This window comes from Bacillus mexicanus (genome assembly GCF_050445615.1).
Taxonomy (GTDB): domain Bacteria; phylum Bacillota; class Bacilli; order Bacillales; family Bacillaceae; genus Bacillus; species Bacillus mexicanus.
Window position 1 is genome coordinate 996,452 of sequence record NZ_JBCEYV010000001.1, and the last position, 14,754, is coordinate 1,011,205.

The 14,754-nt window shown below is 42.8% G+C and carries 14 protein-coding genes; all 14 read right to left on the reverse strand.

All coding sequences use genetic code 11. From position 1 onward, the window contains the following. Nucleotides 1-104 precede the first annotated feature (104 nt). The gene (rnjB, locus tag AAGG74_RS05305; protein WP_162101665.1) at nucleotides 105-1,772 is read right to left on the reverse strand and encodes a ribonuclease J2; all 1,668 of its coding nucleotides are present in this window, start codon (nucleotides 1,770-1,772) and stop codon (nucleotides 105-107) included. A gap of 178 nt (nucleotides 1,773-1,950) precedes the next feature. Continuing rightward, nucleotides 1,951-2,823: a 4-hydroxy-tetrahydrodipicolinate synthase gene (gene dapA / locus AAGG74_RS05310; protein WP_162101664.1), complete on the reverse strand. Its 873-nt coding sequence runs from the start codon at nucleotides 2,821-2,823 to the stop codon at nucleotides 1,951-1,953. 30 nt (nucleotides 2,824-2,853) lie between these two features. Continuing rightward, a complete protein-coding gene (gene dapG / locus AAGG74_RS05315; protein WP_162101662.1) occupies nucleotides 2,854-4,068 on the reverse strand; it encodes an aspartate kinase in 1,215 nt (404 codons plus the stop codon). Nucleotides 4,069-4,159: 91 nt separating this feature from the next. Further along, nucleotides 4,160-5,200 (reverse strand): aspartate-semialdehyde dehydrogenase, encoded by a 1,041-nt coding sequence (asd, locus tag AAGG74_RS05320; protein ID WP_162101660.1) that lies wholly within the window; start codon nucleotides 5,198-5,200, stop codon nucleotides 4,160-4,162. A gap of 125 nt (nucleotides 5,201-5,325) precedes the next feature. Continuing rightward, a complete protein-coding gene (dpaB, locus tag AAGG74_RS05325; RefSeq protein WP_225494036.1) occupies nucleotides 5,326-5,928 on the reverse strand; it encodes a dipicolinate synthase subunit B in 603 nt (200 codons plus the stop codon). Nucleotides 5,929-5,930: 2 nt separating this feature from the next. Continuing rightward, entirely contained in the window at nucleotides 5,931-6,824 is an 894-nt protein-coding gene (dpaA, locus tag AAGG74_RS05330; protein WP_429674733.1) for a dipicolinic acid synthetase subunit A, read from the reverse strand. Between the two features lie 188 nt (nucleotides 6,825-7,012). Continuing rightward, a complete protein-coding gene (locus AAGG74_RS05335) occupies nucleotides 7,013-7,270 on the reverse strand; it encodes a YlmC/YmxH family sporulation protein (protein WP_162101654.1) in 258 nt (85 codons plus the stop codon). A gap of 78 nt (nucleotides 7,271-7,348) precedes the next feature. Further along, on the reverse strand, nucleotides 7,349-8,578 hold the full coding sequence (locus AAGG74_RS05340; RefSeq protein ID WP_429674734.1) for a M16 family metallopeptidase: 1,230 nt from the start codon (nucleotides 8,576-8,578) through the stop codon (nucleotides 7,349-7,351). A 39-nt stretch (nucleotides 8,579-8,617) separates the two neighbouring features. After that, entirely contained in the window at nucleotides 8,618-9,577 is a 960-nt protein-coding gene (locus tag AAGG74_RS05345; RefSeq protein ID WP_225494037.1) for a polysaccharide deacetylase family protein, read from the reverse strand. Between the two features lie 116 nt (nucleotides 9,578-9,693). Further along, nucleotides 9,694-11,817 carry a polyribonucleotide nucleotidyltransferase gene (gene pnp / locus AAGG74_RS05350; protein WP_162101648.1) on the reverse strand — a complete coding sequence of 708 codons (2,124 nt, stop codon included), beginning with the start codon at nucleotides 11,815-11,817 and terminating at the stop codon, nucleotides 9,694-9,696. Between the two features lie 172 nt (nucleotides 11,818-11,989). Beyond that, entirely contained in the window at nucleotides 11,990-12,259 is a 270-nt protein-coding gene (rpsO, locus tag AAGG74_RS05355) for a 30S ribosomal protein S15 (RefSeq protein WP_003154182.1), read from the reverse strand. Between the two features lie 156 nt (nucleotides 12,260-12,415). Then, nucleotides 12,416-13,366, reverse strand: a complete 951-nt coding sequence (ribF, locus tag AAGG74_RS05360; protein WP_429674735.1) for a bifunctional riboflavin kinase/FAD synthetase — start codon at nucleotides 13,364-13,366, stop codon at nucleotides 12,416-12,418. Between the two features lie 18 nt (nucleotides 13,367-13,384). Continuing rightward, nucleotides 13,385-14,314 carry a tRNA pseudouridine(55) synthase TruB gene (gene truB, locus AAGG74_RS05365; RefSeq protein WP_429674736.1) on the reverse strand — a complete coding sequence of 310 codons (930 nt, stop codon included), beginning with the start codon at nucleotides 14,312-14,314 and terminating at the stop codon, nucleotides 13,385-13,387. An 81-nt stretch (nucleotides 14,315-14,395) separates the two neighbouring features. Then, nucleotides 14,396-14,749 (reverse strand): 30S ribosome-binding factor RbfA, encoded by a 354-nt coding sequence (gene rbfA, locus AAGG74_RS05370; protein WP_162101643.1) that lies wholly within the window; start codon nucleotides 14,747-14,749, stop codon nucleotides 14,396-14,398. Between the last annotated feature and the right edge of the window lie 5 nt (nucleotides 14,750-14,754).

Consider the following 14,754-nt stretch of genomic DNA (forward strand, 5'->3'; position numbering starts at 1 on the left):
CTTTCCGAGTTTCTCTTTGTATTATGAACAAAGATATTCAATTCAATCCCCGGCTTAAAAGGCAAAAAATAAAGACCGGAGCAACTCCGGTCTTCAGATAGATATTATACTTCCATAATAATTGGGATGATCATCGGTTTACGTTTCGTTTTTTCATAAAGGAATTGGTTCAAAGCATCCCTCATCGCCTGCTTCAGCGTTGACCATTCAACATTTGATGTTTCAGTCGCTTCTGTCACGATAGAACGGACAATCTCAGTCGCCTGTACAATCAGGCCTTCAGACTCTCTTACATAAACAAAACCGCGAGTGATAATTTCTGGTCCTGATACAAGATGTTTCTTTTGTTTATCAAGTGTAATAACAACGATTAAAATTCCGTCCTGTGAAAGCAAGCGGCGGTCTCTTAATACGATATTGCCGATATCACCGACACCTAAACCATCGATTAAAATATTGCCGTATGGAACTTTATCCCCGATTTTTACGTTTTGACCGCGGAATTCAACCACATCGCCTTTTTCAATTAAGAAAATGTCGCTGCGCTTCATGCCGATTTCTTCAGCGATTCTTGAATGTGCTTTTTGCATTCTGTATTCGCCGTTTACGGGAATTAAATATTTTGGTTTAAGCAGATTGATCATCAGCTTTAACTCTTCTTGTGAGCCGTGGCCAGATACATGAACACGCTTTTGAGCAAAGATGACTTGTGCGCCGGCTCTCGCGAGAAGGTCTACTGTTTTAGAATAAATAAGTTCCTGCCCAGGGATTGGTGTTGACGCGATAACAACCGTATCCCCTTCTTCGATGTTGAGCTGTTTGTGGGCTTTGTTTGCCATTCTTGTCAGAGCGGCTAACGGCTCACCTTGACTCCCGGCCGTAATAATGGCCACTTCGCGCTTCGAATACTTCTTGACATCTTGTACAGAAATAAACAATTCATCATCTGCTTCAATATATCCGAGCTTTCTAGCCAGCTGCAGAACAGATTGAAGATTTTTTCCGGCAACGGCAATTTTTCTGCCATTTTGTGCTGCTGCATGAATGACTTGCTGAATTCGATTAATATTCGAAGCGAAAACAGCAATAATTACCCGGTTCACTGAATTATACAGGGCATCTGAAATTTCTCCGCTGACAGCCGCTTCCGATGGTGTATATCCCGGGCGCTCCGCATTTGCACTGTCGGAAAGCAGAGCGAGTACGCCGCTATTGCCGATCTTGGCAATCTCTCCAATGTCACACGTTTGGTTAAGTGCAGGCGTTTGGTCAAATTTAAAGTCTCCCGTACATACAATAGAGCCAAGTGATGTTTTAAGACTCACACCTACAGAATCAGGGATGCTGTGAATCGTTCTAAAGAACGATACTTTTGTTGATTCAAACGTAATGACAGATTTGGAGTGAATTTCTCTTAAATCGGTTTTTCGGTTATGGCCGTATTGTTTTAATTTTTCTCTGAGCAATGCAAGCGTCAGCTTTGTTCCGTATACTGGAACAGACAGCTTGTTTAATAAATAAAAAACGCCGCCGATATTTTCATCGTGTCCGTGCGTTAAAAAGATTGCTTTAACGCGGTCAGCCCGTTCAATCAAATATGATATGTCAGGAATCACGACATCAATACCGAGCATTTCATTTTCTGGATGCATGAGGCCCGCATCAACGACAAATATGTCTGAATCAATTTCAATGACATACAGGTTCTTCCCAATTTCTCCGACACCGCCAAGGGCGATAATTCTAACGTTTTCTGTATTTTTCTTTTTCAAAATCTATATCCTCCTAATCTCATACCCGTCCATCATCACTTGTTCCTATTATAACTGAAAGTAAATTTAGAAAACAAGATAAAGCAGAAGGTTTAGGGAAAACCAATATGTATAAGAAACGGTCAAACTCAGCTGAATGTGAGAATGACCGCGTTTGTTTCACTGTATGAAATTTTTCTTACAGTTCGCTGATCGTGCTGCTTAAGCTCAAACGTTCATCCTCGGATAACGGGACAAGAGGAAGACGCACTGAACCGACATCTAGGCCTCTCAGCTGAAGCGCTGTTTTGACAGGAGCAGGATTAGGCGCTTTAAACAGTTCTTTCATAATCGGCAGCAGTTTCTGATGAATCAGTGCCGCATTAGCTGTTTGCCCATTCGTATAATTTTTAATCATTTGCTGCATATCAGAGCCAGCAATATGGCTTGCTACTGACACAACTCCTCTTCCTCCGATTGAGAGAATAGGCAGCGTCAGGGCGTCATCTCCTGAATAGACAGAGAAGTCTTCCGGCGTTTCCGCAACAATTTTTGTAATGGCTTCGAGGTCTCCGCTCGCTTCTTTAATCGCAATCACATTTGGAATATCTGCCGCCAAACGGATCGTCGTTTCAGGAGCAAGAGAAGCAACCGTGCGGCCCGGCACATTATAAAGCATAATCGGAAGAGACGTTTCTGCCGCAATTGCTTTAAAATGCTGGTACATTCCTTCTTGAGAAGGTTTATTATAATACGGTGTGACTAGCATGACCGCGTCTACGCCCGCTTCTTCAGCTTTTTTTGTCAGCTTGATAGAAGCTTTCGTATTGTTGCTTCCAGTACCTGCAATAACCGGCACCCGACCGTTCACTTCTTTTACCGTATATTCAAAAAGCGCGATTTTTTCTTCAGTCGAAAGAGTTGGGGACTCTCCAGTCGTTCCCGCTACTACTAAAGAATCCGTTCCGTTTTTCAACAAGTAATCAATCAGTGTAGACAGTTTTTGAAAGTCTACATTCCCTTTATTGTCAAAGGGTGTAATCATCGCAGTAGACACATTTCCGAAATTCATTTTATTCACCTCATCATGATTCAATCACATTTACTTGGAAAGTTCAAACACTTCATGCAAAGCGTTTACAGCAGGGACCATGTCCGCTTCATGGACGAGCACCCATATCGTCGTATGGCTGTCAGCCGACTGAAGGATCGGAATTTCTTTTTCGGAAAGAGCAGAAACAATTTTAGACGTGACACCAGGAACACCCATAATGCCAGCTCCCACCGCCGATACCTTCGCGCAATCCCTTGTTACTGTCGGCTCATAGCCCATATCCATTAAAATCCTCTGAGCGGTTTCTGTTTTACTTCCGGCCACCGTGTATACGATTTCACTAGGTGTAATATTAAAGAAATCGACACTGATTCCCGCGTTAGCCATTGCCTTAAATACTTCAGTCTGAACATTATACTGGCCGATTTTGGCAGGCACTTTGAACTGTGTGACATCTTTGACATGGGCAATTCCCGTAATCAGTCTGTCAAAAACATCGCTGCCGACTTTAGAGGAGTGATGCGATGTCACCAATGTGCCTTTATCTTTTGAATAAGTCGAACGAACGCGGATCGGAACCTTAGCTTGCATCGCAATTTCCACAGCACGCGGATGGATGACCTTCGCCCCTTGATAAGCCAAGTTGCAAATTTCTGTATATGTTACAACGGGAAGCGGTTTCGCATTTTCTACCACTCTCGGGTCAGCAGTCATCACACCTTCTACATCGGTGAAAATATCGATGTATTTCGCATCAATAGCTGCTCCGAGTGCGGCTGCGGATGTATCACTGCCCCCTCTGCCGATCGTTGTTGTATCACCCTTTTCAGTTGCGCCCTGGAACCCTGCGACAACGACAGCGTCATGATTCGCGAGCACACCGAATAAACGCTCCGGTTTCATTTCCATGATCTTTGCATTGGTATGCTGATCATTCGTCAAAAAACCAGCTTGAGCCCCTGTCAGCGCTGCTGCTTTCACGCCATTTTCAAGAAGCATACTTGTAAAAACGACAGAAGAAATGGTCTCTCCACAAGATAAGAGCAAATCCTGCTCTCGCGGAGAAATTGCTGACTGATCGCCGTAAAGCAGGCCCAGCAAAGAATCTGTAGCGTACGGGTCCCCTTTTCGGCCCATTGCTGAAACGACCACAACAACCTTATATCCTTCACTGATTGCTTCTTTAATATGCTCTAAAGCCAGTTTGCGGCCTTTATCATCTTTTACCGATGTTCCGCCGAACTTTTGAACAATTATCTTCATTGTTTTCACTCCAAATTATTCGGACGTAACAGAAGAGAGCAGGCTGATTATGCCTTACTCTCTTCTATTCGCCTTTAGGAAATTCACTCTTTTATACGAGATTTAATTTTTTCAGGCTTTCTGCAATTTGAACAGAGTTCCATGCTGCGCCTTTTAATAGGTTATCAGAAACAACCCATAAATGAAAACCGTTTGCTCTGTCCAAATCTTTGCGGATGCGGCCTACAAATACATCGTTTTTGCCGACGGCATCTGCCGGCATCGGATATAGCTGCTGGCTCGGGTCATCCTGAAGTGTCACGCCCGGTGCTTCTTTTAATAGATTTTTTATATCTTCAACTGTAGCGTCATCACGGTCTACCTCAATGTAGACGGACTCTGAGTGTCCCGTTTGAACAGGCAGTCTCACACAGGTAGCCGCTACTTGAAGCTCAGGCGCGTGCATGATTTTTTTCGTTTCATTTATCATTTTCATTTCCTCAAACGTATAGCCGTTATCTTGGAACTTGTCAATTTGCGGAATCGCGTTGAAAGCGATTTGATAGTGTTTTTCGTCCCCTTTTACAGGCATGATCGCTGGCTCAATTTCTTCTTGGTTTAAAATCGCCTGTGTTTGGCTGTAAAGCTCTTTTACAGCCTCATTCCCCGCTCCTGATACCGCCTGGTAAGTTGATACGATGACTTTATTTAAGCCATATGCTTTGCGGATCGGCTCCAGAGCCGCAACCATTTGGATTGTAGAGCAGTTCGGGTTGGCAATGATGCCGTTGTGTTCATGCAAGTCTGCCTCATTCACTTCAGGCACAACAAGCGGTGTATTTTCATCCATACGGAATGCACTCGTATTATCTATAACAATAGCGCCGCGTTTTACAGCCTCTGGTGCCAATGCTTGTGATACACTTCCTCCAGCGCTGAACAACGCAATATTTACTCCTTCAAAGCTCTCTGGAGAAGCTTCCTGAACAGTCAGCTCTTCACCTTTAAACGTAACTTTTGTCCCGGCAGAGCGTTTTGAAGATAGCAATGTAAGTGTGTCCATTTCAAAGTTTCTGTCTTCAAGTGTTTTCAGCATTTGTTGTCCCACAGCCCCTGTCGCTCCGACAACAGCTACATGTAAACCTCTTCCCATCTGTAAAACTCCTTCCGCCAATCAGCTTCATTGAATTGATTTGACTATGATTTTACGTTTTATTTTACCATAGAATTTGCAGGTAATGACCGAATTTTTTAGTTCGGGAAAGATTTTCTGTAAATTTAGTCATTTCCCTGATAATTCTTAACAAGAATGGGCTGAAGCTGCTGATGCACGAGCGCCTTTTCAATGGTTTGCGGAAGCAGATCCATTTTGGCTACCATTGAATTCGGTTTTTTAAAGGGATCGTCTTGCCCAAATGGAATGAAAAAGATATTTTTTGTGGACATGAGCCTCATTAAATTTGTTCCATTTAAACCGAGAGCATCATTTGTCGAGATGCCAAGAACGACCGGCCTATTGTTGCGGATTGTCGCTTTTGCAGCCATCAGAACTGGACTGTCCGTCATGGCATTTGCCAGCTTGCTCATTGAATTACCGGTTAAAGGGGCAATGACCATGCAGTCAAGGGGAAGTTTCGGTCCGAGGGGCTCTGCCTTTACAATGGAATCGATAGCCTCATATCCCGTCAGGTCTTCAATTTTTTTAACCCACTCTGCTCCCTCTCCAAATCGGGTATTGGTGGATTTCACATTAAATGTGACAACAGGACGAACTTCAGCACCTTCATTGACGAGCGCCTCAATTTGCGGAAAAACTGCTTCATATGTGCAATGCGATCCCGTCAGCCCAAATCCGATTCTTTTTCCTTTTAATAACGACATCCTTATTTCCCCTCCTCAGCTTGTAATTCAGCCAAAAGCTTACTTAAGACGTTCGCGAGGATTTGTCCGGCTGTTTTAGGAGCGACAATCCCTGGAAGACCAGGCGCAAGAAGTGCTTTAATTCCCTGTTTTTCGGCATAGTCAAAATCCGTTCCTCCGGGACGTGAGGCTAGATCCAATATTAATGTTTTTGGTGTCATATTAGAAATAACCGTTTGATTTAAAACCATACTCGGTATTGTATTAATACAAATATCTATATCTTTGACATGCTCTTTCAGCTCATCGGTGTGAAAAGGAATAAGCCCCATTTCAGTGATACGTGCCAGATGTGCTGAACTTCTTGCCCCCACTTTTACATTTGCCCCAAGCGCGGCAAATGCACGGGCAATCGTCATCCCGGTGCGTCCCAAACCGAGAACAGCCACCTGAGATCCGTGTATCGTATAATCCGTGTGCTGAATAGCCAGCATGATCGTTCCTTCTACTGTCGGGATAGAATTGTAAATCGCAATGTCATCCCGCTCAAACAGCTTAACAAGTTTTCTGTTTGCTCGCTCTGCAATATTTTCTAAATAAGCGTTAGCAATTCCTGAGAAAATAACACAGTGTGCAGGCGTTTTGTCAAGATGTTCCTGTTTTAACACAACTTCTTCATTCGAAAATACAGTTGATACGACACCTTCTCCTGTTGTCGCAGATACTGGAAGAATGATACTGTCTATTTGCTGAAAAGGGATTTCATCAATGTTGCATTTTACTGCTCCGGTAAAACCGTGATCCAATTGGTCAAAACCGACGAGATAGATGTCAGCCTGCTGTTCAGTGAGCTTTCTTATAATTTCGAGCTGTCTTGCGTCACCGCCGATAACTGCCATTTTCAATCCGGTTAACATGCTAAACGTTCACCTTCTTTGTATATACTGGATCTCTAGTTGTTAAGCTCCCCTTCATCCTATGATCAAAAGGATTTACCGGTGAATTAAAACATCCTTTTTTCATATAAAAAAACATCGGCTGTCGGAGCCGATGTTTCAGATGTTTACTTGAGAGCCCGCATGACAGTCTTTTTGGGCTTTTTCATTTACTCTTGTCGAGGAGACATTTCCTCAGGTACGTCTAATATGATCATATCTGATCCGATCTTTTGAATATGGTGCCAGGGGACACGGATATCATGACCTTGTTTTCTCAAACCAAACCACTTCATTGTCGGAATGAGGAGTGCTGTAATCTGGCCATCCTGTTCATTGATTTCTAAATCGGTCTGGCCGAGCACTCCCAGCCGTTCAGCTTTTTTGATGTCCACAATTTCCTTTCCTGATAATTCACTGAGCCGCAAGTCTGTCACCCCCTTGTACTATGTATGATCAAAGGGATAAAAAAATGCCTGCTCCATTTTGGAGCAGGCGTTTCCTTTTTAAGACGGCATATTGCCGGAAGGGCTGATGAGTGACAGTGCATAGTCATCAGTAAACAGCTGTCTGGCAAGACCGTTGACACGCTCTAAGTTTACAGCGTTTAATTCATTGATGATCTCATCTAATGTTTTATGTTTGCCCAGAAGCAGTTCATTTTTTCCGTTTCGGCTCATTTTGCTGTTTGTACTTTCTAAGCTTAGCATCAGGCTTCCCTTCATTTGTTCTTTGCTGTTTTCCAGCTCTTTCTGGGTAATGCCATCGCGTTTTAATGTACTGAGGGTTTCTTGAATTGTTTCTGACAGCTGCTGAAGCTGATTTGCACCGGTTCCGCCGTAAATGGTAAGCATTCCGCTGTCTTCATAAGAGCTGTGATAACTGTATACAGAATAAGCGAGACCTTTATCTTCGCGGACATCTTGGAACAGCCGGCTGCTCATGCTGCCTCCGAGCACATTATTCAGGACAATTAAATCATAGATGCGTTCATTGCCAACCTCAAGACCTTTAAATCCGAGGCACAAATGAGCCTGCTCTGTTTCTTTTTTTCTCGTCAGTTTTTCCGTATAGAACTCCGGTTTCTCAAGGCCTGTCGCTTTGCCTTTCGCCTCGTATGATCCGAACCATTTTTCTACATCTTTAATAAAACTTTCAGAAATATTTCCCGCTACCGAAATGACTACTCGGTCCGGTGTGTAGTAATCGTGCATGTATTGTCTGAGAGAATCGCCGTTAAAGGAAGCAAGCGTTTCTTCTGTGCCCAGAATTGGATATCCTAAAGAATGATTCCCGTAAGTAGCTTTGCTCAGTAAATCATGCACAATGTCGTCTGGCGCGTCTTCATACATTTTAATTTCTTCATAGACAACATTTTTTTCTTTTTTCAGCTCGTTTTCATCAAATGTTGAATGAAAGAACATATCTGCTAATACATCCAGCGCGTAATTCGCATGCTCGTCAAGCACCTTTGCATAGTAGCAGGTATATTCCTTTGAGGTAAACGCATTGACCTGACCGCCAATACGATCAAAAGATTCTGCTATTTCACGTGCAGATCTTGTGCTCGTCCCTTTAAAGAACATGTGCTCTAAAAAGTGAGAAATCCCGTTTATTTCCGGCGTTTCGTGCCGCGAACCTGTGCCGATCCATACACCGATCGCGACAGATCGGACTGTGGGGTTATTTTCCAGCACAATTCTTACACCATTTTGACACGTATATCGTTTAATCAAATTTGTTCCTCCTATTCAAAGACAAGCTGCCTGCATTTGTTACTTTAACAGTCTTGTTTCATCCATTAGTTCAGTGACTGTTCCAAGCGCGTATCCTTTATCTTTTATCTTTGTAATCAGCGCTTCAAGACTTTCGGCTGTAGAGTCAGTCGGATGCATTAAGATCATGGCACCATTATGTATCTTGCTTAACACCCTCGTTTGAAGTACAGGCGGAGCGGGTTTTTGCCAATCAATCGTATCAACTGTCCACATGACTGTTCCCATCTGTTTCTCGGCTGCAATGTCGACAACCGCTTTTCGGAAACTTCCGCTTGGCGGAGCGAACCACTTTGGCTTAACACCAATTGTTTGCTCTATTTGCTGATTTGTCTTGTCAAGCTGCTCGGAAATTCTTCCTGTAGTCAGTTTGCTCATATCCGGATGATTGTATGAATGATTTCCGATTTCATGTCCGTCTTCCGCAATTTTCTTAGCGAGCCGTTCATTGTTTCTCACCCAATTGCCTTCTAAAAAGAACGTAGCCTTCACTTGGTGCTTTTGCAGAATAGGGAGCATTTTTTCTAAATATTCATTCCCCCACGCTACATTAATTAAAAAAGCCACCATCGGTTTGTCAGGATTTCCTTTATAAATAGGATCAGGCTGAAGAGAATCAAGGTGAATGCTTGGTTTTACTTGGCTGTACACCAGGTCGTTTTCCCGAAACTCGCCATGCTTTTTCATTTTTTTATATGATTGCTCAATATTAACCTTCAGTCCATTATAGCCGGGAATCCTTTTCCACACTTTATCAATCACTGCATTCTGGGGCTTAACTTCATACTCCGGCGCTTTTTCAAGCAATTCTTCATATAACGGGTCTTTGGACGCCGTGACAGTCACCGTATCTTTTTTCATTGCCCCAATATAATCAAGTGCATGCGGACTTTTCATCATCTCAAATGAAACAAAAAAAAGAAATAAAAAAACGGCAAACGGTACAAATTTTTTGTACATGTCAGTCCCCCCTCATCTCACATTATGAAAGAGAAGGACAAGGTAGAACCCGCCTGTTTTGTTAAAGCTTCAAAATAAAGAAGCCGGGTCTCCCAGGCTCCTTTTTATGTTTTCATTTAAGATTGTGATTGTTGCTCTTCTTTTTCTTTCTCTTCACGGAGAACCGCTTTACGGGACAAATTGACTCGTCCTTGTTTATCAATTTCAGTGACTTTCACAAGAATCTCGTCTCCGATTTTCACAACATCTTCCACTTTTCCTACGCGTTCAAGCGCAAGCTCTGAAATGTGCACCAAACCGTCTTTTCCACTGAAAATTTCAACGAAAGCTCCGAATTTTTCGATTCGTTTTACTTTACCGAGGTAAAGCTGGCCGACTTCAACCTCTCTGACAAGGTCTTCGATGATTTTTTTCGCTTTTTGGTTACTGCTTTCATCTGTAGAAGAAATAAAGATCGTGCCGTCCTGCTCAATATCAATTTTAACACCGGTTTCTTCGATGATTTTATTGATTTGTTTTCCGCTTGGTCCGATGACGTCGCGAATTTTATCAGGATTAATAGCCATTGTGAAAATCTTAGGTGCATAGCGAGAAAGCTCTTTTCTTGATTCACCTAAAGTCGCAAGCATGCTGTTCAGGATTTCCATTCTTCCTTTTTTCGCCTGCTGAAGCGCTTCTTCAAGAATTTCTCTGGAAAGGCCTTCAATTTTAATGTCCATTTGCAGTGCTGTTACACCTTTTTCTGTTCCGGCTACTTTAAAGTCCATATCTCCGAGTGCGTCTTCCATGCCTTGAATATCAGTCAGAACAGTGTAATGTTCGCCTGATTTGACAAGACCCATCGCGATACCAGCAACCGGCGCTTTAATTGGTACACCGGCATCCATCATTGCAAGTGTGCTGGCGCAAATACTTGCTTGAGACGTAGAACCGTTTGATTCAAGCACTTCTGATACAAGACGGACAGTATAAGGGAAGTCTTTTTCAGACGGAATAACTGGCTCAAGCGCACGCTCACCCAGTGCTCCATGCCCGATTTCACGGCGTCCCGGTCCCCGCATTGGCCCTGTTTCTCCAACACTGAATTGAGGGAAATTGTAATGGTGCATAAATCGTTTTGACTCTTCAACACCTAAACCGTCAAGGATTTGCACATCCCCTAGAGCACCTAACGTACATACGCTGAGGGCCTGTGTTTGTCCCCTTGTAAACAGACCTGATCCGTGTGTTCTTGACAAAAGACCGACTTCAGAAGAAAGCGGGCGGATTTGATCAACGCCGCGGCCGTCCGGTCTTACTTTATCTTCAGTAATCAGGCGGCGCACTTCATTTTTTACCATCTTAGATAAAATCTGCTTCACTTGCTTAAGTGTATCTTCATCATGCTCTTCGTCTTCGAATTTTGCCACAACAGTCTTTTTCACTTCATTAATGGCAGCTTCGCGGGCATGCTTTTCGTGAACCTGGATAGCTTTCAGCAGATCTTCTTCCGCTAAAGCTTTTACTTTTTCACTAAGCGCTTCATCAATTTCATAAAGTGCAATTTCTGATTTTTCTTTACCGACTGCTGCTACAATTTCTTCTTGGAATGCAATCAGGCGTTTAATCTCTTCATGGCCGAACATAATAGCTTCAAGCATGATTTCCTCAGGAACTTCGTCCGCTCCCGCCTCTACCATGTTAATGGCATCTTTTGTGCCGGCAACGATAAGGTTGATGTCGCTTTTCTCAAGCTGATCAACTGTTGGGTTAATGATAAATTGGTCATCAATGCGCCCGACAGTAACCCCTGCAATCGGTCCTTCAAACGGAATATCCGATACAGAAAGAGCGAGAGATGAACCGAACATGGCAGCCATTTCAGAAGAGCAGTCTTGATCAACACTCATGACAATGCTGATGACTTGCACTTCATTACGGAATCCATCGGCAAACAATGGACGGATCGGACGGTCGATTAAACGGCTCGCAAGAATCGCTTTTTCACTTGGACGTCCTTCTCTTTTAATAAATCCGCCCGGAATTTTCCCTACTGCATATAATCTTTCTTCATAGTTTACAGTAAGCGGGAAGAAATCAAGCGGCTTTGGTTCTTTTGAAGCGGTTGCTGTACTAAGTACTGCTGTATCGCCGTAGCGGATCATCACAGCACCGTTTGCCTGTTTGGCAAGCTGGCCGGTTTCAACGGTAAGCGTTCTTCCGGCCCAATCTATGGTAAAGACATGTTTTTCTTGTCCCATACGATTAAGAACTCCTCTCTTCGTTGTGTGAAATAATCAATTACTCCTATTATGAACGAAATGAATTGAACATATCAATGTCAAAGTAGTATGTAAAAGGATTTCAATGATTTGTTATCATAATTTTCGCTTTAATACGATAAAAAAGCGGGAATCCTCCCGCTTTTTACGATTATCGACGTAAGCCTAGTTTGTTAATTAACTCACGATAACGAGTTACGTCTTTATTACGCAGATACGTAAGAAGATTACGACGCTTACCTACCATTTTTAGAAGACCGCGACGTGAGTGGTGGTCTTTCTTATGAGTACGTAAATGCTCGTTCAAATTGTTAATTGAGTCAGTTAGGATAGCGATCTGAACTTCTGGAGATCCAGTATCAGATTCGTGTGTTTTGAACTCACTGATGAGTTGGTTTTTACGCTCTTGAGTAATTGCCATCCTGTTTCACCTCCAAATTATATTTAGCCCCAGTTACCTAGCAACCGTCGGTGACTTCGGATTGCCAAGCAATGGTTTTAAGACTACGAAAACTATCATACTAAAAATCATGCCTATATGCAAATATTTTAGAATAAAATTTGTGTGCGTTGTATGTTATTTCCGCAAATTGCTGAAATATCGGATAGCTTCCTGTTTATCTTTCTCAATTTGCTCTGTTAATTCTTTGATGCCATTAAATTTCCGCTCGCTTCTAATCCGTTTATACCATTCGATTTTTATAGCAGCTCCGTATATCTCCTGATCGAACTCAAACAGATTGACCTCGATGGAGGGCTGATCCGGACGTTTTTCATAAAACGTCGGCTTATAGCCGATATTACAAACGCCATCAAAGACTTCACCATTCACTTCCGCTTTTACGGCATATACACCTGTCGGCGGAACGATATAGCTGTCATTTAAACCGACATTTGCTGTCGGAAATCCGATGGTCCGTCCTCTTTTATCACCGTGAATGACAATTCCTTTTATAAAATAAGGCTTTCCAAGCAGGACATTCGCCAATTCAACGTTCCCGTTTTGAAGCGCAGTACGGATATATGAGGAGCTGATTTTTTTATCTTGCTCCGTTAATTTTTCCACCATTGTGCACGCTGCTTTTCCGTCTAAATCATGCGGCATGGTTTCCATTGTTCCTTTGCCGTATTTGCCGTACGTAAAATCAAAGCCCGCCACTGCGTGCTGTACATTCAGACCGATAATATACTGGTCTGCAAACTGCTTAGGAGAAAGAGAAGCAAATACTTCATTAAATGTAACAACATACAAAATCTCTGCGCCTAATTGTTCAATCTGGTTTATTTTATCTTCCAGAGGCGTAATCAAATCCTTTGGCTCCTGATCCCGTCCCAATACATGAGAAGGGTGAGGATGAAAGGTCATCACAGCTAAAGCCAGTCCCTTTTCTTCGGCGATTTGCTTCGCTGTGCCGATTACCTTTTGATGTCCAAGATGAACGCCGTCAAAATAACCTAACGCCATCACAGACTTTGCCTGCTCCTCTTTTATTAAATGATGAGGATGTGTAATATGTATCGTCTTCACAGAACGGTCACCTTTTTTCTATTGTTCGCTTTTTTGCATCAATACTTTTGCCGGTTTTAACAGCCCTTTTTTTGCTGGATGGGGGAAATAGATCGCCAAACAGCTTCCGGATTCAGTAAAAACAGCTATACGGTCTTCGCTTGTCATTTCAGAAAACTGCTCGGGCAACTCTAGCAAAGCCCCGTTTTCTACTTTCTTAGCTAATGTATCACTTATCATCCATTTCGGCAAATGATTGAGCGCACGCTCAATAGGAACGATATGCTCGCCAACGGTTTCAGATTGAACCTGTGCTTCCAGTTCTTCAAAGGTAAAGCATTCATCAAGTGAAAAATCTCCCGATGCCGTACGGATTAAATGAGACATATGAGCCGGATATCCGAGCTTTTCACCGATCATAACCGCCAGTGTTCTTACATAAGTTCCTTTGGAGCAGGTCACTTGAAATCGGAAGCTCGCAGTTTCTCCGTTATGATTAATCTCTGTCGTCAGGGTAATGTCTTCAATAGTAATCATACGTTTCGGGCGTTCCACTTCAATCCCTGCTCTTGCGTACTCATATAACTTTTTGCCATTTACTTTTACCGCAGAATACATAGGAGGAATTTGTTCTTGTTTCCCCTTTAAACTGTTTAACACCTTTTCCACTTCGGCTTTATCAACGTTTTGGTTAACAGGCTTTGTTTCAACCGTTTCACCCGTTTGATCCTCTGTTGTTGTTGAAAAACCAAGCGTGATTTCCGCATCATACGTTTTAGACTTTTCAGTTAAGTATTCGACAATTTTTGTCGCTCTTCCCACACATATCGGCAGCACGCCTGATACTTCTGGATCAAGCGTTCCCGTGTGCCCTACTTTTTTTGTTTTTAACAGTTTTCGGATCTTCATGACACAGTCATGCGATGTCATGCCAATTGGTTTATGTAAAAGGAGAACTCCGTTAACCATTTGTCTTTCACTCCTTCTTTTCACTGTTCTCTTCAAAACGCAGAAAAGAGGACAGACGATATACGCCTATCCTCTCCATTTTTATTCAGATGGATTCTCTGAATGGATTTCGTGAATCAATGTTTCGATACGATTTCCGTAATCAATTGATTCATCGAACTCAAATTCAATTTCAGGTGTTTTTCGAAGTCTGATGCGGCTGCCGATTTCGGAGCGGATGAATCCTTTCGCTTTGGCCAGCCCTTTCAGCGCATCCTCTCGTTTTTTCTCGTCGCCGAGAACCGAGATATACACCTTTGCAATTTGCAAATCACCTGATACACGTACATCTGTTACTGTCAGAAAACCAATTCTCGGATCTTTCAGCTTGCGGCTGATAATGTCACCGAGTTCTTTTTTCATTTGCTCGCCAACACGGTTTGCTCTCATACTCATTTCAA

Bases quoted from the DNA above. Each gene is read 5' to 3' on its own strand.
- AAGG74_RS05345 (WP_225494037.1), bottom strand. From the start codon at position 9,577: ATGTACAAAAAATTTGTACCGTTTGCCGTTTTTTTATTTCTTTTTTTT.
- pnp (WP_162101648.1), bottom strand. From the start codon at position 11,817: ATGGGACAAGAAAAACATGTCTTTACCATAGATTGGGCCGGAAGAACG.
- asd (WP_162101660.1), bottom strand. From the start codon at position 5,200: ATGGGAAGAGGTTTACATGTAGCTGTTGTCGGAGCGACAGGGGCTGTG.
- rbfA (WP_162101643.1), bottom strand. From the start codon at position 14,749: ATGAGTATGAGAGCAAACCGTGTTGGCGAGCAAATGAAAAAAGAACTC.
- dapA (WP_162101664.1), bottom strand. From the start codon at position 2,823: ATGAATTTCGGAAATGTGTCTACTGCGATGATTACACCCTTTGACAAT.
- dpaA (WP_429674733.1), bottom strand. From the start codon at position 6,824: ATGTTAACCGGATTGAAAATGGCAGTTATCGGCGGTGACGCAAGACAG.
- dapG (WP_162101662.1), bottom strand. From the start codon at position 4,068: ATGAAGATAATTGTTCAAAAGTTCGGCGGAACATCGGTAAAAGATGAT.
- truB (WP_429674736.1), bottom strand. From the start codon at position 14,314: ATGGTTAACGGAGTTCTCCTTTTACATAAACCAATTGGCATGACATCG.
- dpaB (WP_225494036.1), bottom strand. From the start codon at position 5,928: ATGTCGTTATTAAAAGGAAAAAGAATCGGATTTGGGCTGACGGGATCG.
- rpsO (WP_003154182.1), bottom strand. From the start codon at position 12,259: ATGGCAATTACTCAAGAGCGTAAAAACCAACTCATCAGTGAGTTCAAA.